The organism is Pseudomonas sp. C9-3, from assembly GCF_032392015.1.
Taxonomy (GTDB): domain Bacteria; phylum Pseudomonadota; class Gammaproteobacteria; order Pseudomonadales; family Pseudomonadaceae; genus Pseudomonas; species Pseudomonas nitroreducens.
This window is the reverse complement of record NZ_CP135919.1, coordinates 1,548,143-1,568,267: the sequence shown is the minus strand read 5'-3', so window position 1 is coordinate 1,568,267 and position 20,125 is coordinate 1,548,143. Positions and strand designations below refer to the sequence as shown.

At 60.8% G+C, this 20,125-nt stretch carries 33 protein-coding genes; 15 read left to right on the top strand and 18 right to left on the bottom strand.

Annotated elements, in window-relative coordinates:
• Positions 1 to 2: 2 nt before the first annotated feature.
• From RS899_RS07130 to RS899_RS07050, 17 genes are all read right to left on the bottom strand, one after another.
• On the bottom strand, positions 3 to 737 hold the full coding sequence (locus tag RS899_RS07130; RefSeq protein WP_315809483.1) for a phage minor head protein: 735 nt from the start codon (positions 735 to 737) through the stop codon (positions 3 to 5).
• Positions 676 to 2,148, bottom strand: coding sequence for a DUF1073 domain-containing protein (locus RS899_RS07125; RefSeq protein ID WP_315809482.1), 1,473 nt, complete (start codon positions 2,146 to 2,148; stop codon positions 676 to 678). Before RS899_RS07125 ends, RS899_RS07130 begins: the two co-directional genes overlap by 62 nt.
• Positions 2,148 to 3,578 carry a phage terminase large subunit gene (terL, locus tag RS899_RS07120; RefSeq protein ID WP_315809481.1) on the bottom strand — a complete coding sequence of 477 codons (1,431 nt, stop codon included), beginning with the start codon at positions 3,576 to 3,578 and terminating at the stop codon, positions 2,148 to 2,150. The genes RS899_RS07125 and terL overlap by 1 nt, the downstream gene beginning before the upstream one ends.
• Positions 3,579 to 3,580: 2 nt before the next feature.
• Positions 3,581 to 4,135, bottom strand: a complete 555-nt coding sequence (locus RS899_RS07115; protein WP_315809480.1) for a terminase small subunit — start codon at positions 4,133 to 4,135, stop codon at positions 3,581 to 3,583.
• Positions 4,136 to 4,147: 12 nt separating this feature from the next.
• Positions 4,148 to 4,447 (bottom strand): hypothetical protein, encoded by a 300-nt coding sequence (locus RS899_RS07110; RefSeq protein ID WP_315809479.1) that lies wholly within the window; start codon positions 4,445 to 4,447, stop codon positions 4,148 to 4,150.
• A 2-nt stretch (positions 4,448 to 4,449) separates the two neighbouring features.
• On the bottom strand, positions 4,450 to 4,758 hold the full coding sequence (locus RS899_RS07105) for a peptidase M48, Ste24p (protein WP_315809478.1): 309 nt from the start codon (positions 4,756 to 4,758) through the stop codon (positions 4,450 to 4,452).
• A 123-nt stretch (positions 4,759 to 4,881) separates the two neighbouring features.
• Complete coding sequence (locus RS899_RS07100) at positions 4,882 to 5,472, bottom strand: hypothetical protein (protein ID WP_315809477.1); 591 nt, start codon at positions 5,470 to 5,472, stop codon at positions 4,882 to 4,884.
• On the bottom strand, positions 5,469 to 6,128 hold the full coding sequence (locus RS899_RS07095; protein WP_315810409.1) for a recombination protein NinG: 660 nt from the start codon (positions 6,126 to 6,128) through the stop codon (positions 5,469 to 5,471). The genes RS899_RS07100 and RS899_RS07095 overlap by 4 nt, the downstream gene beginning before the upstream one ends.
• Positions 6,129 to 6,255: 127 nt before the next feature.
• Positions 6,256 to 6,528 (bottom strand): hypothetical protein, encoded by a 273-nt coding sequence (locus RS899_RS07090; protein WP_315809441.1) that lies wholly within the window; start codon positions 6,526 to 6,528, stop codon positions 6,256 to 6,258.
• The gene (locus RS899_RS07085) at positions 6,525 to 7,109 is read right to left on the bottom strand and encodes an NUMOD4 domain-containing protein (RefSeq protein ID WP_315809440.1); all 585 of its coding nucleotides are present in this window, start codon (positions 7,107 to 7,109) and stop codon (positions 6,525 to 6,527) included. Before RS899_RS07085 ends, RS899_RS07090 begins: the two co-directional genes overlap by 4 nt.
• Complete coding sequence (locus RS899_RS07080) at positions 7,109 to 7,525, bottom strand: recombination protein NinB (protein ID WP_315809476.1); 417 nt, start codon at positions 7,523 to 7,525, stop codon at positions 7,109 to 7,111. The genes RS899_RS07085 and RS899_RS07080 overlap by 1 nt, the downstream gene beginning before the upstream one ends.
• The gene (locus RS899_RS07075; protein WP_315809475.1) at positions 7,518 to 7,643 is read right to left on the bottom strand and encodes a hypothetical protein; all 126 of its coding nucleotides are present in this window, start codon (positions 7,641 to 7,643) and stop codon (positions 7,518 to 7,520) included. The genes RS899_RS07080 and RS899_RS07075 overlap by 8 nt, the downstream gene beginning before the upstream one ends.
• Entirely contained in the window at positions 7,636 to 7,821 is a 186-nt protein-coding gene (locus RS899_RS07070) for a hypothetical protein (protein WP_315809474.1), read from the bottom strand. The genes RS899_RS07075 and RS899_RS07070 overlap by 8 nt, the downstream gene beginning before the upstream one ends.
• On the bottom strand, positions 7,814 to 8,221 hold the full coding sequence (locus RS899_RS07065) for a hypothetical protein (protein ID WP_315809473.1): 408 nt from the start codon (positions 8,219 to 8,221) through the stop codon (positions 7,814 to 7,816). The genes RS899_RS07070 and RS899_RS07065 overlap by 8 nt, the downstream gene beginning before the upstream one ends.
• Complete coding sequence (locus RS899_RS07060) at positions 8,221 to 9,015, bottom strand: ATP-binding protein (RefSeq protein WP_315809472.1); 795 nt, start codon at positions 9,013 to 9,015, stop codon at positions 8,221 to 8,223. The genes RS899_RS07065 and RS899_RS07060 overlap by 1 nt, the downstream gene beginning before the upstream one ends.
• Positions 9,002 to 9,802: a hypothetical protein gene (locus RS899_RS07055; RefSeq protein WP_315809471.1), complete on the bottom strand. Its 801-nt coding sequence runs from the start codon at positions 9,800 to 9,802 to the stop codon at positions 9,002 to 9,004. Before RS899_RS07055 ends, RS899_RS07060 begins: the two co-directional genes overlap by 14 nt.
• Before the next feature lies 1 nt (position 9,803).
• Positions 9,804 to 10,244 (bottom strand): phage regulatory CII family protein, encoded by a 441-nt coding sequence (locus RS899_RS07050; RefSeq protein ID WP_315809470.1) that lies wholly within the window; start codon positions 10,242 to 10,244, stop codon positions 9,804 to 9,806.
• An 87-nt stretch (positions 10,245 to 10,331) separates the two neighbouring features.
• On the opposite strand from RS899_RS07050, the gene RS899_RS07045 reads away from it, so the two are divergent.
• From RS899_RS07045 to RS899_RS06980, 14 genes are all read left to right on the top strand, one after another.
• Entirely contained in the window at positions 10,332 to 10,580 is a 249-nt protein-coding gene (locus RS899_RS07045) for a hypothetical protein (RefSeq protein ID WP_315809469.1), read from the top strand.
• Between the two features lie 268 nt (positions 10,581 to 10,848).
• Complete coding sequence (locus tag RS899_RS07040) at positions 10,849 to 11,592, top strand: LexA family transcriptional regulator (RefSeq protein ID WP_315810408.1); 744 nt, start codon at positions 10,849 to 10,851, stop codon at positions 11,590 to 11,592.
• A 14-nt stretch (positions 11,593 to 11,606) separates the two neighbouring features.
• Positions 11,607 to 12,110 carry a hypothetical protein gene (locus RS899_RS07035; protein WP_315809468.1) on the top strand — a complete coding sequence of 168 codons (504 nt, stop codon included), beginning with the start codon at positions 11,607 to 11,609 and terminating at the stop codon, positions 12,108 to 12,110.
• Positions 12,111 to 12,536: 426 nt separating this feature from the next.
• Positions 12,537 to 12,857: a hypothetical protein gene (locus RS899_RS07030; protein WP_315809431.1), complete on the top strand. Its 321-nt coding sequence runs from the start codon at positions 12,537 to 12,539 to the stop codon at positions 12,855 to 12,857.
• A gap of 118 nt (positions 12,858 to 12,975) precedes the next feature.
• Positions 12,976 to 13,239 carry a hypothetical protein gene (locus tag RS899_RS07025; RefSeq protein ID WP_315809430.1) on the top strand — a complete coding sequence of 88 codons (264 nt, stop codon included), beginning with the start codon at positions 12,976 to 12,978 and terminating at the stop codon, positions 13,237 to 13,239.
• A 301-nt stretch (positions 13,240 to 13,540) separates the two neighbouring features.
• Positions 13,541 to 14,023 carry a hypothetical protein gene (locus RS899_RS07020; protein WP_315809429.1) on the top strand — a complete coding sequence of 161 codons (483 nt, stop codon included), beginning with the start codon at positions 13,541 to 13,543 and terminating at the stop codon, positions 14,021 to 14,023.
• A 117-nt stretch (positions 14,024 to 14,140) separates the two neighbouring features.
• A complete protein-coding gene (locus RS899_RS07015; RefSeq protein WP_315809428.1) occupies positions 14,141 to 14,725 on the top strand; it encodes a DUF1566 domain-containing protein in 585 nt (194 codons plus the stop codon).
• A 38-nt stretch (positions 14,726 to 14,763) separates the two neighbouring features.
• Complete coding sequence (locus tag RS899_RS07010) at positions 14,764 to 15,120, top strand: four helix bundle protein (RefSeq protein WP_315809427.1); 357 nt, start codon at positions 14,764 to 14,766, stop codon at positions 15,118 to 15,120.
• A gap of 788 nt (positions 15,121 to 15,908) precedes the next feature.
• Entirely contained in the window at positions 15,909 to 16,241 is a 333-nt protein-coding gene (locus RS899_RS07005; RefSeq protein ID WP_315809426.1) for a hypothetical protein, read from the top strand.
• Entirely contained in the window at positions 16,238 to 16,447 is a 210-nt protein-coding gene (locus RS899_RS07000; protein WP_315809425.1) for a hypothetical protein, read from the top strand. The genes RS899_RS07005 and RS899_RS07000 overlap by 4 nt, the downstream gene beginning before the upstream one ends.
• A 106-nt stretch (positions 16,448 to 16,553) precedes the next feature.
• Positions 16,554 to 16,700, top strand: a complete 147-nt coding sequence (locus RS899_RS06995) for a hypothetical protein (protein ID WP_315809424.1) — start codon at positions 16,554 to 16,556, stop codon at positions 16,698 to 16,700.
• Between the two features lie 77 nt (positions 16,701 to 16,777).
• Positions 16,778 to 17,698 (top strand): recombinase RecT, encoded by a 921-nt coding sequence (locus RS899_RS06990; RefSeq protein WP_315809423.1) that lies wholly within the window; start codon positions 16,778 to 16,780, stop codon positions 17,696 to 17,698.
• A complete protein-coding gene (locus RS899_RS06985) occupies positions 17,682 to 18,308 on the top strand; it encodes a lambda exonuclease family protein (RefSeq protein ID WP_315809422.1) in 627 nt (208 codons plus the stop codon). Before RS899_RS06990 ends, RS899_RS06985 begins: the two co-directional genes overlap by 17 nt.
• Positions 18,305 to 19,372, top strand: a complete 1,068-nt coding sequence (locus tag RS899_RS06980; protein ID WP_315809467.1) for a hypothetical protein — start codon at positions 18,305 to 18,307, stop codon at positions 19,370 to 19,372. Before RS899_RS06985 ends, RS899_RS06980 begins: the two co-directional genes overlap by 4 nt.
• Before the next feature lie 42 nt (positions 19,373 to 19,414).
• On the opposite strand, the gene RS899_RS06975 is transcribed toward RS899_RS06980, so the two are convergent.
• Positions 19,415 to 19,633 carry a hypothetical protein gene (locus RS899_RS06975; RefSeq protein ID WP_315809416.1) on the bottom strand — a complete coding sequence of 73 codons (219 nt, stop codon included), beginning with the start codon at positions 19,631 to 19,633 and terminating at the stop codon, positions 19,415 to 19,417.
• A 75-nt stretch (positions 19,634 to 19,708) separates the two neighbouring features.
• On the opposite strand from RS899_RS06975, the gene RS899_RS06970 reads away from it, so the two are divergent.
• Positions 19,709 to 20,107 (top strand): hypothetical protein, encoded by a 399-nt coding sequence (locus RS899_RS06970; protein ID WP_315809415.1) that lies wholly within the window; start codon positions 19,709 to 19,711, stop codon positions 20,105 to 20,107.
• Positions 20,108 to 20,125 lie beyond the last annotated feature (18 nt).

The window sequence follows — 20,125 nt, the reverse complement described above, 5'->3', positions numbered from 1 at the left end:
TGTCATTCGGGGATCACTGGCTCAGGCCAGCACCTGCAGTTCGGCAGGCAGCCGGCGTGGCCGGTGAGCTTGTCCAGGGTGGGCGGGTCAGACCAGGGCACGAACTTCCCGGCCATGTCCTTGTGGGAGCTGCGCACCGTGCCGTCGTGGGCGGTGCGCCAGATGTAGCCCTCGCTACCGGTGGCCTTTGCGCGCGCCTCGGTCAGTGTCGCGGCGGTGCGCGACACTTCGGTGCGTGCGATCAGCTGCGCGCGGCTGGTGGCTACCTCGCCGGATCGCTGAATCTCCTTGGCGATCTCGTTCGCCCTGGTGGCGTCCTCGATGCCCTGGATGGTCAGCGTGTGCACGCGCTGGGCGGCCTCAAGCGGGATGCTCTTGATCAGCGTTACCTGCTCAGCGAGCAGACCGCGCATTGTCGCGCCGGTGTCGGCGTGCAGGATCTCGTCCCGCAGTGCCTTGGCCATCTCCTCGGTGCGCGCAGCCCAGGCCTTGCGGTCCTGCTGGTTCACGTCGGCAATCATCCGGCTGCCGGTGGCAATGGCCCAGTCGTTCAGAGCGTCTGCGTACCGGCGCAGTATCTGGCTGATGGTCGGGTCGGCGGCAGGATCACCTGGCGGGAAGCCGTTGATGATCGAGCCGACCTGCCTGGCCACCTGGGTCAGGCTGCGCTGGTATTCACGCTCCGCCCGGCTGGTCCTGACCGGGTTCCGGTTTTTCTTCCGGTCGATCGTTCGCATCGGGCAAGTCCAGGTCTTCGGCACCAGGTGGCGGGTCGTTCTCCGCCTCCTCGATGTCCTCGTCGGTGATGTTCGACCAGAGGCCGGTGGTCTGGCTGGACTGGCGCATTTCCTTCAGCGCCGTCGCCCGGCTGACGATGCCGGCGTCGTAGGCCTCGACGATCGACGAGGTGTCCTTGCTGCCAATGTCGGCCTTCTCGGTATCGGTGAGCTGCCAAAGCGGGCGGAACTGGAAGTCCCAGCCGTCGGGCATTGGCTTGCCGAGCACCGAAAGCGCGATCACCTGCAGCAACGTGGTGACGCCCGGGCGAAGGTCCCGGTCCTGCCAGGCCGCCACGTTGTCGTAGTAGGTCCGCAGGTCGCTGTCGCCCGAGCTGTTCAGGCCGCCAGGGGACTGACCGAACAGGCGAACCAGCGGAATCTGCAGCGCGCCGGAGATCTGCTCGCCAAAGCTGAGCATCAGCTCAGCCAGGCCGGAGAAGCTGTACTGGTGCGCCTCGAACTCGTCCTTCGCGTCCATGAGAGTGAGCCCCTCGTTGGACTGGTACAGGCGGATCATCTCCATCTGCTTGACGAAGGCCTCGAAGGTCTTGCCGCCCGTGGCAATGATCGTGCGCAATTCCTCGACCTTGTAGGTCCGCAGGTGCGCCTTATAGACCAGCTGCGCAGCGCCCGCGCTGGTGCTGTCGAACGCGATCAGGCGATCCCACAACCGCTCCAGCACCGACTGGCCCCAGCCGTTCTCGGCGATGCGCTGCCAGTACGGGAGCTGCACGCCCTCCAGGCGGATCACGCGGGTGTAGTGGATCTTCTGGTTGATGAGTGCCTGGGCATCGGCCACCACGGTGTAGAGCTTCGGCTTGCCGAGGTTCGGACCAAACTCGGTGACCAGATTCTCCAGCGACGGCTGCACCAGCCAGCGATCCAGCACCAGCAGCCCCTTGAACTGGCCTTTGGCGATGGTGTCCAGCCGCAGGGGCGTGCTGACATCCTGGCCGTCTATCAGCATCACGGCGATCGAGCCGCCGTACAGGCGCGACCACTTCACGTTGTCGCACAGCTGGTTCCAGACCTGTAGGCGCTCCAGCGCCTGGTTCAGCTTGTCCTTGTCCTCGGGCTCCATGTCCGACACAAGCTCAATGCCGGAGCGGGTCATGTCCTGCGCCACCAGGTCCACGGCCATGCCGGCGATCCAGCTGGAGCGATAAACCGCCTCCATCTGCACGCGGTTGCGGCTGACCAGGTCGAAGGTGTAGTGCGCTGCCGAGTTCTGGTTATTGGCCTGAAGGCCGACGCGCGCGGCGAAGTTCTCGAAGCTGTCGCCGGTCATGAACGACTTGCGCGCGCGCTCGGTGTCGTGGGTCACCTTGGCGGCCAGGCGCTGCTGTTGCCGTGCGTTCTTCTTGCTCATCAGCCTGCCAGCCTGTTCCAGATTTCAATGAGGTTGCCGGAGGCGACCATGTCGTTGATCGCATCGCACATCGGGTCGATCTGGTCGTCGTGCGCGTGCGTGTCGTTCGGTGTGAAGGCTTCGCACTCGGCGACGAAGTCGCTGGTGAACGGCGCGTCCTCCGGTATGCAGATGCGGCCAGCTTCGATGTAACCCACCACGTCGAGGACGCGCGTCAGCTTGTCCTTCTCGCGCTCGATCGGGAGGATCGGGATGCTGCAGGAGAGCCGGATGTCCTGGATCAAGCCGGTCCCGCTGGCCTTGTCCTCTACCGCCATGGCGCGCAAGGAGCCGAACTGGTGTGTGTCGAAGGCCAGGTGCTTGTTCCAGAACTCGACGGCGCGGCGCTTCAGCTCCGGCGCCTCCCACTTCCCGCGGACCATGTCGAGCAGATAGGCCTTGCCGTCCTCGCCCTGTCCCCAGCACTCGAAAACGCTGTAGTCGTTGTGCTCCTTCGTCTTCTGGGCGGTATCCGCGAAAATCTTGCGGTAGTTGAGCAGCGGCAGCTGCTTGTATCGCTGGAACCAGGCGCCTTTGATGATCCCGCCACCGAGCGGGCTGGGCCGTTGCTGGTACTGGCCGGAGAAGACGTAAGGGTTCGCTGCGCGCATCTGCTCGAGCATGTCGGCAGTGTGCTTCTCGGGCCATAGCGGAACACCATCCTCGCCCAGCGCGGGCAGGGAGAGCAGTTCCCACTCTTCGCCGTTACCACCACCAAGAAGCCAGCCGGCGAGGTCCTCCTCGTGCAGGCGCTGCATGATCACGATGATCGGCGTGTTGTGCGGGTCGTTCTTGCGCGACTCCAGGGTGTTCTGGAACCAGTCGAGCACGCCTTTCCGGATCGTGTCGCTGTTCGCTTCGTCGGCCTTGTGCGGGTCGTCGATGATGATCGCGCCACCGAAGCCTGGGCGATGCTTGCCGGCGCCGTAGCCAGTGATGGTGCCGCCAGAGCCGGTCGCATACACGATACCGCCCTTGGTGGTGCGCCATTCGTGCTTGGCCGCGCTATCGGGGCGCAGCTGCGTCTCAGGGAAAATCTCGCGGTAGGCCTCGTGAGCCACCAGCTCGCGCGCCTGCCAGGCGTTGTTCGAGGCGAGTTGCGCGGCGTAGCTGGTGTGGATGAACTCGGCGTCGGGCACCTTGCCCAGGCACCAGGCCATCCAGTTGATCACCGCGAGCTCGGTCTTCGAGTAGCGCGGCGGGATGTTGATCACTAGGCGCTTGCACTCACCTCGGTACACCCGCATCAGCGCGTCACAGACCATCTTGTGGTGCGCGGCGCGCATCCACTTGAAGCCCTTGCGCTGCAGGAACATCCAGCGTGCGAAGAAGTAGAAGTCAGCCCGGGCCAGCTGGATCGCCGCGTAGCGCTCTTCTGCCGCGGCGGTCATCGCTACACCTCGTCGTTGATCTTCTTCGCCAGGCGCTCCAGTTGCTCATCCGAGACGGTGCCTACCAGCAGGGGCGCGCCGCCCTTGCCGCTCAGTGCCACGTTGTCCGTAAACATGCCGAAGTGCCGACCGAGCAGCTCCAGGTTCTTCACCTTGTCCGGCCACTTGATCTTCTTCAGCAGGCCGACCATCTCGCGATCGTCGCCGCGGCCCTCGAACATTTCGGCCAGGTCGAAGCCGCTCAGGTACTGGCGCCAGACCTTGGGCCATTTGCTGACGGGCTTCAGCTGCATGTCGTCGGACATGATGTCCAGGACGTCCATCTTGTCGATCTCGACCATCCGGCGCAGCACGTAGTCCGCATCGATCTCGGTGCGGCTTGCACGCGCTTGCATCGCTTCCTGAATCGCGGCGGCTATTTCAGGCTTGCGCAAGTTCTGCGAGCCGATCTCGGAGGCGCGCCGCTCGCTGTACCCTGCGCGGATCGCTGCTTGCGTCGCGTTGAGGTCGACGAGGTACTCCTCGACGAAGCGGCGCTGCTTGTTGGTGAGCGCCATGGGGAATCTCTCTTATCGGTGCTGCCGCCGGCGGTCGGTGCCATCCCAGGACCAGTCCGCGCGGAATATCTGCTTGCGGCGCGACCAGGCGTAGGTGACCACTCCCAGGTGAAGCACCACAGCCCACGGGCTGACCCAGTAGCCTTTTGCCAGCTCCAGCAGCAAGCCGAAGGCCCCGATGGCGACCAGGTAGAACGACAGGCTCAGGATTGGATGCTCGAACAGGTGGACGGCGCGCAGAAACTCCAGCGCAGCCAGTACCACCAGAATGCACAGCACGGCGTCCAAGCCCATGAGGATCGTGTTCATCATGGTCAGGCACCCTTGGCAGCGAGAAGGCGCTCCGCAGCCGCCTTGATGGCGGGGATGATGTTCATGGCCAGAAGGCCGATCAGGAAGGCCACCCCGTTCTTCGACTCGGCGTCGGAGGGGAGGCCGAAATAGGCAACCACCAACTGGGTGATGGCCATGGAAGTTACGAACCCGGTGGCCACTGCCACGAAAGCCTGCCAACGAGTCAGGCCTTTCAGCGGTGCCAGCGAAAGGACGGCACCAGCGAAACCGAAGACAGCCATGCCGTACTTGGCGAGCAGCGCTCCGTCGGCAGTTGTCGTTGGTTCCATTGGTGTCTCCAGAAACGAAAAAAGCCCCGGCGGGTGGCCAGGGCTTCAGAGTGACTTTTGTCAGGATGGGAAAGATGGTGCGCTAGCCGCACAATTCTGTCAATACGTTATAACGATGCGTTTTTATGCAGCTTCCCGCATAACTGAGAGCATGCTGGAAACGGGGATCAGCGCCTCCTTGTCCAGGTCATCGCAGGCGAGGAAGCAGGCCTCCACGAACGGCTCCCACTCGCGAGCCCAATTCCGAGAGTCGATGGTCACGTCATACCGGGCCAACAGAAAGGCGCGGAAGGCCTCGGGATTGGGGATTGGATCAGGCATAGCGCTCTGCCCTCCCTGGTGCATCCGGCGGTAGCGCTCTAGCACTCCAGCAGCAACGTAGTGGGCCTTCTCGAACTTCTTGGCGTACATGCGCTCGCCGCGGCTATAGGCCAGGGTGAAGACAGCCTCCTCCGCAGCCTCCCGGAGATCGTCATCAGTGCCTGGGCCGTAGAGGTGGTGCCCGAATGCCTGAAGGCTTGGCGGCAACGTGGATATGGCGCCCTGAACGCGGCCGGCGAGTGCCTGGTGAATGGCCATGTCCGTCGATCGATTACGCTCGGTTGTTTGTACCATGCGACCAAGGATGCCCATTTGCTCGACCACTGCAGCTTGACTGTCCCACCGGCTGTACATGCAGTCATGCCATGCGATACGCGCGCTGTTGAGCTTCATGCGGACACTCCCCTGTAGTTTTCCGTAGCTTTCTTCAGCTCGCGCACCTTGGCGCGGAATTCGGCCGCAATGGCCTTGAGTTCTTCGTTGGTGTGCTTGCGGGGGCGGTGATCGGCTTCCAGGGCCTCCACGGCTGCCAGGCCGATCCGTTCGATCAGGCCTTCACGGAACCCTTCAGCGACCGAGACTCCCTTGCGGGCGTACTTGCTGGAGCCGGCGTTACAGGCTTTGCACTGCAACCAAATATTGGACGGCTCCAGTCTTAACTCCGGACGGGCACCCTTGCTGAGGAAATGGCCCCCATCGAACGCGCCACCGGTCTTCCACCCCTGCGCTGCCTGAATCTCGGCCTGGCTCTTGCCGCAGCTGATGCAGCCGCTGCCGATGGAGAGTTCATAGGTCCGGCGATAGTCACGAACGGCCTTCTCGGCGAGGCGCACAAAGTCGCTGTGGGTCATCAGCCCCTGCTTGCGCACCTTGATCTCTTTGCGCTCGCGGTCGGCGATGGCCTTGCGCGCCGGAGCCTGGTGCTTGTCCTTGGTGGCCAGGGCGCAGGCTGGCGAGCAGACCTTCTGCCCCATGCGCTGCGGCGCGAAGGGTGCACAGCACTGGGGGTTTTGGCATTTTTTAGGCTTGGGTTGCCGGGCTGTCGTCATGGGCGGATAACCCCAGTCATCATGAAAAGCCCCATTAAAATGGCAACAAGCCCAGTAAAAAGAGCAGCGCATACGCAAGCCATGAATAACGCCCATGCAGTCTGCTCTAGCGTTCTGATTGCCTTCTTCATGCCTCCACCCCCTTCGCCTTCTGCTGCTCGGGCTGGAAATCCCCGCGGAGGGGCATGAGATTGCGCTCCAGCTTGATGCCGATCTGGACGCCGTCCGTCACTGCCCAGCCGGAATGCTCAGAATCTGGGTTCAGGTAGTAGTGACTGCCATCCTTGGCAACGTGGTACAGATCGCCCGGATTCACCCAAGAGCGAACCTCTACCTGCTGCCCGAGGAACAGATCGCCGCCGACCACCAGGGCGATGTCGCCAGCCTTGAACTTGCTCATGCCGCCCTCCCCCTGCGCTCGCCATCCAACGATATGTGGCTCCAGGACCTGCCAGCCTTGATCTCGCTGATTGCAGATGGAGTAACCGGATAGTTGCGCGCTATGGAGGCAGGCCCTTCACCCGCAGCCAATCGCCGCTTGATCTCCCGCACAGAGTCATCTGTCAATTTTGCAGCTGGGCTTTCCATCCCTGGGCCAGAATTCGAAACCATCAACCCCATTCGTGCGGCATGGGCCATGTTCTGTTTGTGAGTAACCCACTCCAGATTTTCAGGGCGATTGTTCAGCTTATTTGCATCAATGTGGTTCACATGCGGCAGCCCATCAGCGTTCTCGATAAATGCCATCGCCACCAGCCTATGCACTAACATCCGGCGACGATTTCCGCTGTCCTTGAGTTCAACGGATTTGTAGCCATAGGCTGTATCCGTCATTTTCAGGATTCGTTCCGGAATTGCTCTAGGGCGCCATTGTTTCTTAGGGCAATGTCTGACGATTTGGGCAGACGAACGAATTCTTCCGAGATTTGATGCCCAGTACTGCCCATTGAAACCAGGTATCTCTTTCCATATCTCTTCCATCAGTAACGCCCCTCCCAATGGTCCTTCTGCGTCCAGCGCACCGAGTGCTCTGCACCGAATGCCTGAACCCATTCGATCAGCGACGCACACTTCTTCACCCCGAGCTTCGAGGTCTTCTCGTAGATCACGTCGAAGCCGTTGCCATCGAGGGCCGGAATCATGGTGGCGTTCTCGCCCTCTTCGCGAAGCCATGCCGCAGTGCATAGGCGTTTCCAGATCAGGACGCTCCATTTCTGGCCCGCGTGCTCAACCTGGCGCGCAATGTCGGTCAGCATCGCGTGGAGCTTGGCGTTCTGCTCGGCGGTACGGTCTTCGTCGCTGATGGCAACCTTGCGGGGCTTGCTCAGGTCCAGGCCGGCGATGAAGCCCATCAGCCTGGTGCGGTCGGATTCGGTACGGAGTTGAAGGTCAGCCATGGCTCACCCCAAAGGCGACAGCGAGCGCCATGCAAAGGCCAAGACCGACCAGGTTGGAACGGCTCAGCGACAGCCAGCCGAAGAACGACAGGATGGCGAGGATGGAGAGGTCAGCCATTGCACGCCCTCCTCTCGATTTCTATCCCGGCATCGCCGCGCTCGACGATCTCGTCACCGATCACGCCGTTCTCACGCATCGACTGGAACGCTTCAAAGGCGTCGCGATGGTCGTCACCCTTGATGACGGCGACACGCTCGACTCCGTTGTGCAGGAAGGAGAGCTCAAATTCAGCCATGGGAAGCCTCCCCGGCTTTGCGCCCGTAGTAGCGAACTAAGCGCAGCGCCTGGCCTCGCTGCTGGCGAAGTTTCTTCCTGCGGATGCAGAGCTTGAACGCGAGAAGACAGTGCTCGCACTCGTTGATGTTGCTGTCGAACTCTTCATCCTCTGGGACATCCTCTCCCCGGAAGAAATCGATTGGCAGGCGACCTCCGTTTTCGAAGTAGCGACCAAGATGCGTCTGCTCGTAATAGATGGGCTCTCCACCGCACGAGCCAATCAGCACATCGAAAGGCTTCTCGCACTTGTCGAGCGTTTCGGCGATTTGCGCCTTAAACGCATGGATCTCGTCTAGGACAGACGCATAGCGGATGCAGGCCTCGGCCGCCTTTTCGATGTAGTTCTTCTTCGCGGCCATCACTCAACCCTCCCGCGCGCAGATTCCCAGTCGAAGCCGACGACGATCCCACCACCCTCTCGCAGGCGGTCGACGCAGCGGTCACCAATGGCGGCCGGCAGCTCCTTGGGCGGCAGGTTGGAGATCACTACGGTGGGCATGCGCTCTTCGTACCGGCCGTTGATGACCGCGAAGATGGTCGCCATCTCGAACTCAGTCGGCTTGGTCGCCCCTACTTCGTCAAGGATCAGCAGGTGAGGCTTCACGATGCTCTTGAAGGCTTCGCCTTCGGTGTAGTCAGCGTCCCGGTCGTAGCTGCCCTTGATGTACTGGAGCAGGCCGCCCACGGTGCGGTACACAGCCATGGCGCTGGAGTTACGTACCAGGTCGTTGGCGATGGCAGTGCCCAGGTGGGTCTTCCCAGTACCAGGCTTGCCCAGCAGCATCAGGCAGCGGCCGGCTTCGTAGTTGTCCGCGAAGTTCTCGGCGTACTCGCGGCACACCGCCAAGGCCTTATGTTGGCGCGGCGTATCAGCCCGGTAGCTGTCGAAAGTTCGATCCAGGAACCGAGTCGGGATCATGGCGCTACCCAGCTTGCGCTGCAGGCGGTCACGGTCTTCGCGCGCCTTAGCTTCTGCCTCGGCCGCCGCCTCCGCTGCCTTTCGTTCTGCGGCGCAGTCAAGGCACCCAGACTTGAACTGGCGACCCATGATTTCGGTGATCTTGCCTTGGAACTCACCGTGCTTCTCGCAGACGTCGTGGTAGGTCGTCAGGGCCGGCATGGAGACCACGTTGGATTTTTCAGCTGAAGGCATAGCTGCCATCCTCCCGCTCGGTCAGTCCGTCGAAGTAGTCGCGCTCGTTGAAGCCGTGGTGACGACTGCTTGGCAGGTGATGCACGTTGTCGGCGCTGCGGACTTCGTCGTTCCAGCGCTCACCGTTGAGCCAAGTGGTCGGGTGTGGAACAAACTGGCCGTTGTCCTTGAGCCAAGATTGGCTTGCGCACTGGCTGCGAAGGCCGGCCATGATCTGGTCGAACAGGCCGGGAGTTACCTTGAGCTTGTCCCACTTCGCGCGGGCCTTGGCCTTGCAGGTCTTGTTCGGATAAGCAGACCAGAACTGGTCGAACAGGACGTCCGCATCCCCCTTGGGGGGTAAGGGGGGCTCTTGCTCTTTGCTCTTATTCTTCTCTACATCTTCTTTAGGTAACGCATCGCTAACGCTTGCATCGTTACCTTTGCCGTTACCTTTAGCGTTAGCGGCCTTGTGATTCGCCACGCGCTTGGCTGTGAGAAGCCTGTTCTTGGCGGTCTTTCCGTTGTGACGCTCGAATCGAGGAAGGCTGATAACGCCCTCCTCCTCGAACATCCAACCGACCGACTTCATGGAATCGCAGAACCCGGTAACGCCAACCAAACGGTCCAGTAACCGCTTGCTAACGCTCGGAGCGTTACCTGCTTCGGTGTGCTGATCGAACCATCCCCATACCCGCAGAAGCTTCCCTACAACCGCATCCATGTCGATGTTGGCCAGATCAGCCAGTTGACAGACCTCCGGCTTGTCCAGGGTGGCCAGTTCGAACTTGATCCAGTCCCCGGCCATCTCACACCGCCCGGCCGATTGGCATGTTGCGGACGGCGGCCAGGAGCTGCTGCTGCGCCTTCTGTTCGGCAGCGATGGCGTTCTCGATGTCCTTGCGCTCTTGAGCAGTGAGGATGTTGTCCTCCAGCGCTTCCATGACGATCTGGGTAGTCGATGCCGACTGCTTCAGGCTTTCCATCAGCGCCTGCACTGGGCTTTTCTCGGTGACGACGTAGCCGCCAACGAGTTCGTAACCAAGATCAGCAGCCAGGGCGCGCAGCGAGCGGTGATCCTTGCTGTGCAGATTCACCTGGTAGAACTGGGCGAAGGTCAGCTGGTGGCCTTCGTTCTGCGGGTTCGAGCGTTGCAGCAGCGCCACATGCGAGAGGCCCATCATGGGAGCCAGCTGCTTCGCGCCGTAGTCAAGGACCGTTTCGTGAATCGACTGCTGGATGTTTTCCATTTGTAAAAACCTCTCGGGTCTTTCCGTGGAGCCCTCGCCTCAGCGCTGGCAACCTGTCATCACTCGATCAACCACAGGGATGACCCCATGGCCGACCTCTCCGAACTCCAGGGCGAAGTTCTCGCCCTCCGCTGCGCAGTGGGAGCTCTGCTCTCTTCCATCCCGCTCGGCCAACAACTGAAGGTCTGGCCGGCGTTCAATCACTTCTCAGAACTGGTGCAGGACCGGATGGATGACGCAGGCAAGGCAGCGTTCAACCATGCGGTCGTGAGGCTGTCGGCTATGCGGCAGCTGGGCGACGCTGCTTCGATGGCTTCTGGAGCTCCGAATGCATGAGATCGATGGCTGTCCCGACGGCGTAGCTTGGGTTGAGGACAGCACCGTTCTTGATTCGGAAGACAGTCGAGGTATCGCACCCGGCGCGCTCAGCGATGGCCTTGTAGGTCATCTTCGCGTTGAGCAGGGCCTCGACCTTTTCGGCGAGGGTGAGATTGGACATATGCGTTCTCCTGTTGAGATATGCACAGTGTATGCATCTACGCATAGCTGTCAACGCATATCCGGCGACTTCCTCTATGCACGAGGGCCGGGCAGGATTGCATCCATGCAAAAGTCAAACGTCCACAAGGTCCTTGCAGCGCTGATCAAGCGCCAAGGCATCACGCCAACTGAACTGAGCCGCCGGACTACCGTTGGCCAGTCCACGATTTCGCGCATCCTTTCGCAGAAGATCGCCAAGCCAACCGACGAACAGGTGTTCAAGCTTGCCAGCTACTTCAATGTCTCAACTGACCAGATGCACGGCCGCGTACCGCTTGATGGCGAAAGCGATGTACAGCCGCCGGCAGGCCGCCTCATTGAGGCTGAGGCGGTCATGGAAGGACCTATCGAGGTATGGAGCGATGACACGCCGGTGCCGGATGACGAAATCGCAGTGCCGTTCCTCAAGGAGGTGGAGTTGGCAGCAGGAAGCGGTCGACTATCGATTGAGCTGAATGACAGGCGCCGTCTGCGCTTCGGGAAGTACTCCCTGCGCAATCAGGGGGTTGATCCAGAAGGGGCGCGGTGCGTTACCGTCTCAGGCAATAGCATGGAGCCCGTTCTGAGGAATGGGTCCACAGTCGGCGTTGACACCAGCCAGACGCGGGTGATCGACGGCGATATGTACGCGATCAACCACAGCGGCCAATTGCGGGTGAAGCAGCTTTACCGCCTCCCAGGCGGAGGTTTGCGCGTCAGAAGCTTCAATCGTGATGAACACCCCGATGAGGAGTACACCATCGAGGAAATCCAAGATCAGGAGCTGATCATTATTGGTCGCGTCTTCTGGTCTGGCGGATTCCACTGAATCAGGGAGCTTATATGGCAATCGTAAAATGCAAGGAGTGCGGTGGCCAGGTATCAACCACCGCGAAAGCATGTCCGACATGCGGGTCGAAGCCGCCAAAGAAGACTAGCGTTGTCACTTGGCTTGTCCTGGCAACCATCGTGATTGTCGTCGCGAAGGGAATGCTCACCGAGAAGCCTCCTGAGCCAACCAAGACTCCAGACCAGATCGCCGCTGATGCCGCAGCAGAAAAGCAGAGAGCCGCAGAAGCGAAGGTTCGGCAGGAGGTATTCCTCACGCAAGCTATTGCCAAGGAAGCCGTCTTGGCGAAATTGAAAGACCCAGACTCGGCCAAGTTTGGTCAAATTATCTCAAAGGCCTCTGGGATCGTTTGTGGCTACGTCAATGCGAAGAATGCATTCGGCGGCTACACGGGCGACAAGGCTTTCATGTATTCCCCTCAGAAGCAGATCGCGGTGATCCAGGGTGAAGCGAAGGATTTTGAAGGCGTCTGGAACAAGCAATGCGCCACAAACTAGCATGCCCGCCCATTCCTCTCGGCTATGCGCTTGGCTGATGACCGCGCCGATTCGTCGCTGAACTGACTTCAGCACTACCACTCCCGCCTGAAACCGAATTCTTAGCCCGCCAAGCGCGGGCTTTTTTGCGCCCGGAGGAAACCCATGCATAAATTTTTGCATCCATGCATTGACACGCATATGCGCTGATGCATAATTACACCAACGCCGAGCAACACGCCGGCCAGGCCGAAAGGCCGCACAAGCCGGACCACCGGAACGCAGCTAGCAGCGAATGCAGCCCAGGCCCCGATAGGCGAAAGCATCAAACGGGACCGACCTGGAGTAGGAAGCCACGCAGATGGCGGTTCTTTAACAGCAACGACGCACCACCCGCGGGTTGTAGAAGCCCAGTTAGGCGAACGCGGAGCAATACCGATTTCCTCGATGCGCTTCACCCGAGGCGCATCAGGGAAATCAACTGCCCTGGAGGGCAAACAGATGCGACCAGTTATGACCATGAAGGCCTTGCACGATGATCGTGGCCGCCGGACAGGGATCGAAGACGCAGCCGAAGGCAAGTTCCACGCCTGGGGTGTCGAGTACGAAGAGTTCGAGAACGGCCCTGGAAACTACAGCGTCGCCATTGTTGAGATGGCGGATGGCACAGTCAAAACGCTGATGCCTTGGGAGATCCGCTTCTTGGATGGTGAGGACGCCAAACAGCAGGCCCTGAATGACTTCCTCGCCCGGCCAGCCATTGGCTGACTAATTCCCTGACAGCCGGAAAGACGGCCCGATCCCCTGGCCCAGCCAGGGCGCGGCGGAACGCATCACTGAAGCCCATCCAGAGGGTGGGCTTTGGGATGACAACCAGGAGAACACCATGCGCATCAACGTCTATAGCCAGGAGCTGACCAGCGAGGTCATCACCGTGGCGAAGGAATCGAACACCGGGGTCACCTACCACGCCGCCCAGCTGATCCTGCACAGCAGCGAGCGCCTGCATCACCCGCCGGCGGATGACGACCGCAGCGCCGTCACCTTCTGGCTGCCGAAGTCGCAGCAGCGGCGCGAGGAAATGGCCCAGGCCTTCGAGCGCATCGCCGCGGTGTTCCGCGAAGCGCCACCGGAAAGCGGCCTCGACTGAGCATCACTTCTGCCGCTTCATCGAGGCGGCAGCGGGATGCGCAAGCATCTCCCTAGCTAGTTGGCCTTGCCCGTCCCCGCGGGCCTTTTGCGGGCGTTCTGGTTCGATGCCGGGCGCCCGCTCCACATTCGATCATGGAGTCATGAGGGGAGCGGTCTGCAAGTGAGTAGCCAGGCACCTGACTTGTAATCAGGCCGACGCCAGGTGGAACGCAAGCAGCCACCGCGAAAGCTGGGGACGCCCGCGCAGACCGCTCCCCCATGGCTCCGCACCAAAACACAACACCGACAAGGACACCACGATGACTATCACCTCCATCAAAGCAGCAGAACTCCCCGCCATCGGCCAAGCGCTGGCTGACGGCATCTTCGCCTACCGCTATTGGCTGAATGGCTCCGAGTACGCCCTGGTTGATCTGGGCGCCGAGCGTGAGTTCGCCGGCGAGTGGGGCGAGTACGACCAGGATGTGGAAGGCGCAACCAGTTACCGCGACGGCGCCGCGAACACCGTTGCCATGGTCGAAGCTGGCAGCCCCATTGCCAAGCAAGCCATGGAGCTCGGCGAAGGCGTATTCATCCCCTCCGCCCTTGAACTGGCAGGCCTGTACGCAGCGAAGCAAGCCGGCGAGATCAGCGGCTTCCAGGATCGCTGGTACTGGTCGAGTTCGCAGTACTCCGCCTACGGCGCCTTCTACGTGGACTTCACCGACGGCTGGACGTACACCAACGTCAAGTACGACGACTTCCGAGTTCGCCCCGTCCGCAAGATTCTCATCCTTCAGTGATCCGTTCCTTCATTCCTTTTTCTCGCAGGCGATTCGCGGGGCCGTAACCCACCGACGAGCCAGACCAGAAGCTTGCCGAGTAGCGCCGGCCGCCTGCCCTTTTCTTCAGGAGTCGACATGACCACTGTCACCGTTAACGCAGGAAGCACCAGCTTCACCACTGACAACCCGCAGTTTGCCGCAGTAGTGCTCCAGATGATCAGCGAAGGACCCCTGGTCGCGGAGCCATCGGAGATCGATGGCGTCCCCGCAATCGGCGCTGAATGGCCGGGCCAAGGCGGAATCTACGCGGGCCTCATGCGGGGCCGTGACGGCCACCCTGATTACCACCTGATCATCGCCCCAGCGGAAAGCGATGGCGAGCTTCAGTGGGGCGGTTACGGCAGCAAATCCTCGGCAGCCAGCAAGTGGGATGGACTGGCCAACACCAAGGCACTCATCGAGGAAGGCGATCACCCTGCGGCGGAGTTTGCGGCCAGCGTCACCATCGGCGACCACAAGGACTTCTATCTGCCGGCTCAGGCTGAGCTGATGCTCGCCTGGGCAAACGTTCCGGAAGCCTTCTCCGAGGGTTACCACTGGAGCAGCACGCAGTTCTCCGCCTACTACGCCTTCTACGTGCACTTCAACGACGGCTGGACGTACTCCAGCGGCAAGAACCTCGCCTTCCGAGTTCGCCCCGTCCGCAGATTGCTTCGCTAATTCATTCATTCGATCAGGACTGATCGTAGGAGGCCAGGATGGCCATGCACACGGAACTGCAGATTCACAAGACCGCCGAAGAGCTGCTCGGCCTGACGCTTGACCTGGTCAGGAACATCCCACGGGACCTGAAACAGGTCGTCGGCTCAAAGCTTCGTGATGAGGTTCTGCAGGTTCTTGTCCTGATCGGCAGAGCCAACATGGCGAAGGACAAGGTGGCTCACCTCAACCAACTGCTCGAAAGCATTTGGATGGTGAATTACCTACTCCGAGCTCTGGCCAACAACCGCTTCATCAGCCTCAAGCAACACGCCTCGGCGATGCAGCTCACTGCCTCCATTGGCAAACAGGCAAACGCCTGGAAAGGAAAATTCGCAACCGCGCCCGTTGGGTGAAGGCTACGGCCTCCATTCCTGTGCGCTGAATCTGGTCTTGCCGCTGCCCCATTGGGCACCGCCATGCGCACCACGGAAACCATCAGGAACGACTGACACGGTCCGGCGCAGTTGTTCAGCTGAGCAATCGTCTGGGCGACGTAGATAGCAAGACAGGTCGCAGTACTCCGCCAACAGCGCAAAGCCCTCCATCGGATTAATCCAATGAGCACTCACGGACTGCATGGAACCATCACCTACATGCGCTGGAAGTCTATGCGCGCTCGAACTTCAGATAGAGGGCGGGCGCGCAATAAAAACTACGCGAATGTCATGTGCTGCGAACGCTGGTCGAGTTTCGAGGCGTTCCTGGCTGATATGGGCGAGTGCCCGCCAGGCCACTCCATCGACCGATATCCGAATACGTCTGGCAACTACGAGCCAGGGAATTGCAGATGGGCGACGGCTCAGCAGCAGAGCGCCAACCGCAGACACTGCATTCAGATCACGAGGGACAGCAGAACCATGACCGCCAGTGAGTGGGCAGTAGAGCTCGGCTTGAATCCCTCCACAGTGATTGAGCGAATCCGCAGAGGATTCAGCCATGAGGAGGCCCTCTCTGACGCAAAGAGCCTTCACAGGGGTCGCAAGCCCACCGAGACGCTGACATTCCTAGGAAGAACCCAAACCCTTGTTGAATGGGCCAAAGAGATTGGCATGAGCCCAAATGCGCTTCGCCAGCGGATTGGCCGACTCGGCTGGCCGCTTGAGAGAGCGCTGACCAAGACATTCCCTCCCAGGAGGAAGTCATGAACGCAATCCAGCACCACAGGATCGAGGAGCACCAGCTCGCTTCGAGCGAGTGGCTCACCGCCCAGGTAGGCCAGCTTCTCAAGGGTAACGACGCCGATAGCGTCCCGTTCTTCTCCCACCGCTTCCAAATTCCTGCAGCTCAAGGCTTCTGCGACCGGCTTTACGAGAACCTGGCCGACATCGACCAGTGGCCCGAGAGCTTCGTGATCCAGTGCTTGCTTGCAGTTGGGCGCGGCGATCACGAACAGGCCGCAGCCATCTACGAAAACCACCTTCGCGCCGGCATCAACGCATTCGCCGAGCAGTGCATCCAGGAGAGCGCAGCATGAAGCCATGGCAGGTAATTGATCGGCAGATCGAACTACTCCGCTCAGCCGGCGAGCGCACGCCGCTTTCGGCCAGCGAAGTCATGGGGATGATCGAAATGGCAGAGGTCTGCCAGGTCATCACCTACGGCGACGGCATCAAGTTCCGCGCCGACGTCCACGACATCGAGAAGAAGCACTGGGACAAGGTGATTGGGAGGGTGGCATGACCATCACCATCGACCTGACCAAGGCCGCCCAAGTCCTGATCTTCGGCGGCTTTTTCGTGGGCGGCGTTATCGCCTTCGCTTGGGCCGTTGTGGGGATGGTGACGCCATGATGAAGAAAGCCCTCCGAAACGGCCTGATCCTCGCCCTGTTCTCCATGCTCGCCTTCTTCAAGGCCATCGAGTTCGCCGACTCGCTCACGGGGCGGCACACGGCTGAGCAGCCGATTCAGTACCCAGTCGCGCATCAGCGCTGATTTGGCCGAGTGGCGCACGTAACGCGCCTTTCCCCCTCCCTTCACTGGCTGCGCACCGCGCGGCGAGGTATCACAACATGAGCAATCTTGCGGTCATCGAGCAGGATGTCTACGGGGCTCGCAGCTCCTTCGCGTCCGTGCTGACCGACTCGGCACTCAACTTCGAGCGTGAAGCGGAGTTCGCCATACAGACCTTTCAGAACAACGATTACGCCGCGAAGATCGCCGCCAGCAACCGCCAGTCGGTCGTCAACGCAGTGACCAACATTGCAGCAATCGGCATCAGCCTGAACCCTGCGAAGCGCCAGGCGTACCTGGTGCCGCGCGATGGACGCATCTGCCTGGACATCAGTTACATGGGCCTGATGGACCTCGCCATGGCCACGGGATCGATCCTGTGGGCGCAGGCAGAACTGGTCTATGCACACGACTCCTTCGCTCTGAACGGCTTCGACAAGCCACCAACCCACTCCTACAACCCGTTCGCCAAAGAGCGTGGGGAGATCGTCGGAGTGTATGTGGTAGTGAAGACGGCGGACGGTGATTACCTGACCACCTGCATGAGCCGCGACGACATCGACGGCATCATGAACCGTTCCCAATCGGTCAAGTCCGGCAAGTCGTCTCCCTGGAAAACCGACTACGGCGAGATGGCCAAAAAGACGGTCGTGAAGCGTGCCTACAAGTACTGGCCGAAGACCGATCGCCTTGATCGAGCAATCCACTATCTGAACACCGACTCCGGCGAAGGGCTGGCAAGCCTTGCGTCCAACGCTCAGGGCGGAGAACTCGCCGAGAAGTGGATCTCCCAGGTGGTGAATGCTGAGTCTCTGGACGCGCTGCAAAGCGTATGGCTGGCCGGCAAGGCAGAGATGCAGGCCGCACGCGACGTGCAGTCGTTCGCCCAGTTCAAGAAGGCTGTTGAGCAGCGCAAAGGCGCGCTTGCCGTGCAGCCTGAGCCTATCGAGGCGGAGGTGGAACATGATCCAGCAGACTGATGATTGGTTCGCCGCGAGAATCGGCCGCGTAACGGCCAGCAAGGTTAAGGATGTGATGGCAAAGGGGCGCAGTGGCGCCCCTTCTTCTACCCGGCAGAACTACATGATGCAGCTACTTTGCGAGCGCCTGACTGGCACGCGCGAGGAAGGCTACACGAACGCAGCCATGCAGCGTGGCAATGACCTTGAGCCCGTTGCACGCTCTGCTTACGAGCTCTACGAGGACTGCGAAGTTCTGGAGGTTGGGCTGATCCTGCATCCAAGCATCGAAGGCTTCGGTGCAAGTCCTGATGGCGTGATCTTGCTGGACAGCGGCAGGCGCGGCCTGGAAATCAAGTGCCCGAACACCGCGCAGCACATAGCCGTAATCCAGGGCGGCAAGCACGACACCCAATACGAGTGGCAGATGCTCGCCCAGATGGCCTGTGCCGAACTGGAGTCAGTGGACTTCGTGTCCTTCGACGACCGCCTGCCCGACGAACTCCAGTACGCCTGCTTCCGCTACCACAGGGACGAGGCGCGTATTCGCGAGATGGAGGCCGAGGTGAAGGCCTTCCTGGAAGAACTTGCCGAACTCGAAGCCGACATGCGCGGGAGGATGGCAGCATGAGAACCCACCTGACCGCCTGCTTCTTCCGGAAGACGAAGAGCGTGGCATTCGCCGAGATCACCCACTTTACTGCCGGCGACAAATACGTCACGGCCCACTATCCGGGCGGCGAGTTGGTCCTGACCGACACGCTCAACGCCCTGGAAACCGAGTTCTGGGCCTACCCCACTCCCTGCCATTGCGCCAATACGGCGCGAGGACACCTCATGCCCAGGAAACTCCACTACCTCACGTCATCTGGCCAAGACATCTGCGGCGAGTACTACTCCAGTTCGGCCTGTGGCCTTGGCGACGACGCAGATTTCGAGTGGGACGGCACCCACAAGAAGGAGATGGCCACCTGTAAGCGCTGCATCGCCGCTCTGGCGAAACCGCCGCAGCCGATCGTGCCGTACGGCGAGAGAGCAAAGCCGATCCTGTTCTCAGGCCCAATGGTTCGCGCCATTCTCACCGGCCAGAAGACGGTAACGCGCCGCCTCATGCCTGCCTGGCAGGTGCCAAGTCGAACAAAAGAGCCTGATGAAGATCCGCGCTACAACTGGATCGCGGTCGCCCAGAACCATCCGCGCTGGGGCTTCGCCGCATTCGGGGAAACCGAACAGGCCTGTGCCGACGAACTCACCATGATCGCCAACAGCCCATATGGAGGTCGCTTTGACAGGCTATGGGTGCGGGAGACCTGGATGGACCTGCGCGGCACAGGCGTCGAGCATAGACCTACGCCGGACAGCCCGCTCCAGCGCTATGCCTATGGTGCCGACTCACCGCCTGGGTCGTTCAGTGACGAGGCGCGCAAGGACTTCGGCCTGAAGTGGCGGCCAAGCATCCATATGCCTCGCGATGCTTGCCGCCTCCAACTGGAAATCACCGACGTGCGAGCCGAGCGCCTGCATGACATCACCGTCGAGCAGATCATCGCCGAGGGCCTGAGCACCAATCTCCGCGAGCACGACGCCGAATGCGACCTTCGCCGTCAGTGGCGAGAGCTTTGGGAGTCAACCAGTGGCGACTGGGACTCAAACCCCTGGGTCTGGGCGATTTCGTTCCGCCGAGTCACCCCGTAACCCTCCGCAACAAATTGCCCTTTTCCGGAAACTCTTTTCCGATCAGCTCGCAACGACGGTGCCGGCCTTGACGCGATCTGCCAGTGCACTGGCCTTGTCGATGCAGTCATGCACCAGGCCAGCGGCCTGCATCAGCACTTCCACTTGATCCTCCGGCAGCGTTTTCGCCACCTGCCAGATGACATGCGCCGCCTCTTCTCCCAGGCGCGCAATGTCCTGCAGCTCTCTGCGTAGCTGCTGATTCGCTCGACTCATGCCCATACCGGCTCTCCTCTCAATCGGAGAGCCAGCATACCCCCAACCCTTTCCAGCGCCAGCAGGCGCCGAGGATTCGTCATGCCCGAAGAAAACGTGTGTTACAGCCTGAACGATGAGGATTACGTGTACACGGACCTGTTCACCCTAATGAGTGAAATGGAGGACGCAGACTACCTGCAGGAAGGTGCGGAGTACTGGGAGTCGGATTTCAGGGTCGCGCTTCCGAAAGATGCGATCAGCGTCGAGCACATCCTGGAATGCGCGGATGAGCGCTTGTTTGATGAAGTCGGGGAGATTTACGAGAACGACTTCAGCTATGCGTCGCCTGCGGCGAAACTTGAGCTTCTGGACCTGCTGAATGCCTGGTGTGACAAGCACATCAACTTGTCCAGCTACAGCGTCCTTACCGGGAAAGCCCGGAAGAAGAGCATCACCGCCGAGGAGGTTGAGCAATACCGCGCGGATGCCAAGCCGTGAGCGCCCCTCGCATCTGCC

Bases quoted from the DNA above. Each gene is read 5' to 3' on its own strand.
- RS899_RS06975 (WP_315809416.1), bottom strand. From the start codon at position 19,633: ATGGGCATGAGTCGAGCGAATCAGCAGCTACGCAGAGAGCTGCAGGAC.
- RS899_RS07130 (WP_315809483.1), bottom strand. From the start codon at position 737: ATGCGAACGATCGACCGGAAGAAAAACCGGAACCCGGTCAGGACCAGC.
- terL (WP_315809481.1), bottom strand. From the start codon at position 3,578: ATGACCGCCGCGGCAGAAGAGCGCTACGCGGCGATCCAGCTGGCCCGG.
- RS899_RS07080 (WP_315809476.1), bottom strand. From the start codon at position 7,525: ATGGCTGACCTTCAACTCCGTACCGAATCCGACCGCACCAGGCTGATG.
- RS899_RS07070 (WP_315809474.1), bottom strand. From the start codon at position 7,821: ATGGCTGAATTTGAGCTCTCCTTCCTGCACAACGGAGTCGAGCGTGTC.
- RS899_RS07060 (WP_315809472.1), bottom strand. From the start codon at position 9,015: ATGCCTTCAGCTGAAAAATCCAACGTGGTCTCCATGCCGGCCCTGACG.
- RS899_RS06980 (WP_315809467.1), top strand. From the start codon at position 18,305: ATGAGAACCCACCTGACCGCCTGCTTCTTCCGGAAGACGAAGAGCGTG.
- RS899_RS07020 (WP_315809429.1), top strand. From the start codon at position 13,541: ATGACTATCACCTCCATCAAAGCAGCAGAACTCCCCGCCATCGGCCAA.
- RS899_RS06995 (WP_315809424.1), top strand. From the start codon at position 16,554: ATGATGAAGAAAGCCCTCCGAAACGGCCTGATCCTCGCCCTGTTCTCC.
- RS899_RS07055 (WP_315809471.1), bottom strand. From the start codon at position 9,802: ATGGCCGGGGACTGGATCAAGTTCGAACTGGCCACCCTGGACAAGCCG.
- RS899_RS07125 (WP_315809482.1), bottom strand. From the start codon at position 2,148: ATGAGCAAGAAGAACGCACGGCAACAGCAGCGCCTGGCCGCCAAGGTG.
- RS899_RS06990 (WP_315809423.1), top strand. From the start codon at position 16,778: ATGAGCAATCTTGCGGTCATCGAGCAGGATGTCTACGGGGCTCGCAGC.
- RS899_RS07085 (WP_315809440.1), bottom strand. From the start codon at position 7,109: ATGGAAGAGATATGGAAAGAGATACCTGGTTTCAATGGGCAGTACTGG.
- RS899_RS07110 (WP_315809479.1), bottom strand. From the start codon at position 4,447: ATGATGAACACGATCCTCATGGGCTTGGACGCCGTGCTGTGCATTCTG.
- RS899_RS07005 (WP_315809426.1), top strand. From the start codon at position 15,909: ATGAACGCAATCCAGCACCACAGGATCGAGGAGCACCAGCTCGCTTCG.
- RS899_RS07015 (WP_315809428.1), top strand. From the start codon at position 14,141: ATGACCACTGTCACCGTTAACGCAGGAAGCACCAGCTTCACCACTGAC.
- RS899_RS07000 (WP_315809425.1), top strand. From the start codon at position 16,238: ATGAAGCCATGGCAGGTAATTGATCGGCAGATCGAACTACTCCGCTCA.
- RS899_RS06985 (WP_315809422.1), top strand. From the start codon at position 17,682: ATGATCCAGCAGACTGATGATTGGTTCGCCGCGAGAATCGGCCGCGTA.
- RS899_RS07050 (WP_315809470.1), bottom strand. From the start codon at position 10,244: ATGGAAAACATCCAGCAGTCGATTCACGAAACGGTCCTTGACTACGGC.
- RS899_RS07115 (WP_315809480.1), bottom strand. From the start codon at position 4,135: ATGGCGCTCACCAACAAGCAGCGCCGCTTCGTCGAGGAGTACCTCGTC.
- RS899_RS06970 (WP_315809415.1), top strand. From the start codon at position 19,709: ATGCCCGAAGAAAACGTGTGTTACAGCCTGAACGATGAGGATTACGTG.
- RS899_RS07105 (WP_315809478.1), bottom strand. From the start codon at position 4,758: ATGGAACCAACGACAACTGCCGACGGAGCGCTGCTCGCCAAGTACGGC.
- RS899_RS07035 (WP_315809468.1), top strand. From the start codon at position 11,607: ATGGCAATCGTAAAATGCAAGGAGTGCGGTGGCCAGGTATCAACCACC.
- RS899_RS07030 (WP_315809431.1), top strand. From the start codon at position 12,537: ATGCGCTTCACCCGAGGCGCATCAGGGAAATCAACTGCCCTGGAGGGC.
- RS899_RS07010 (WP_315809427.1), top strand. From the start codon at position 14,764: ATGGCCATGCACACGGAACTGCAGATTCACAAGACCGCCGAAGAGCTG.
- RS899_RS07090 (WP_315809441.1), bottom strand. From the start codon at position 6,528: ATGAGCAAGTTCAAGGCTGGCGACATCGCCCTGGTGGTCGGCGGCGAT.
- RS899_RS07075 (WP_315809475.1), bottom strand. From the start codon at position 7,643: ATGGCTGACCTCTCCATCCTCGCCATCCTGTCGTTCTTCGGCTGGCTG.
- RS899_RS07065 (WP_315809473.1), bottom strand. From the start codon at position 8,221: ATGGCCGCGAAGAAGAACTACATCGAAAAGGCGGCCGAGGCCTGCATC.
- RS899_RS07045 (WP_315809469.1), top strand. From the start codon at position 10,332: ATGGCCGACCTCTCCGAACTCCAGGGCGAAGTTCTCGCCCTCCGCTGC.
- RS899_RS07025 (WP_315809430.1), top strand. From the start codon at position 12,976: ATGCGCATCAACGTCTATAGCCAGGAGCTGACCAGCGAGGTCATCACC.
- RS899_RS07040 (WP_315810408.1), top strand. From the start codon at position 10,849: ATGCAAAAGTCAAACGTCCACAAGGTCCTTGCAGCGCTGATCAAGCGC.
- RS899_RS07100 (WP_315809477.1), bottom strand. From the start codon at position 5,472: ATGAAGCTCAACAGCGCGCGTATCGCATGGCATGACTGCATGTACAGC.
- RS899_RS07095 (WP_315810409.1), bottom strand. From the start codon at position 6,128: ATGACGACAGCCCGGCAACCCAAGCCTAAAAAATGCCAAAACCCCCAG.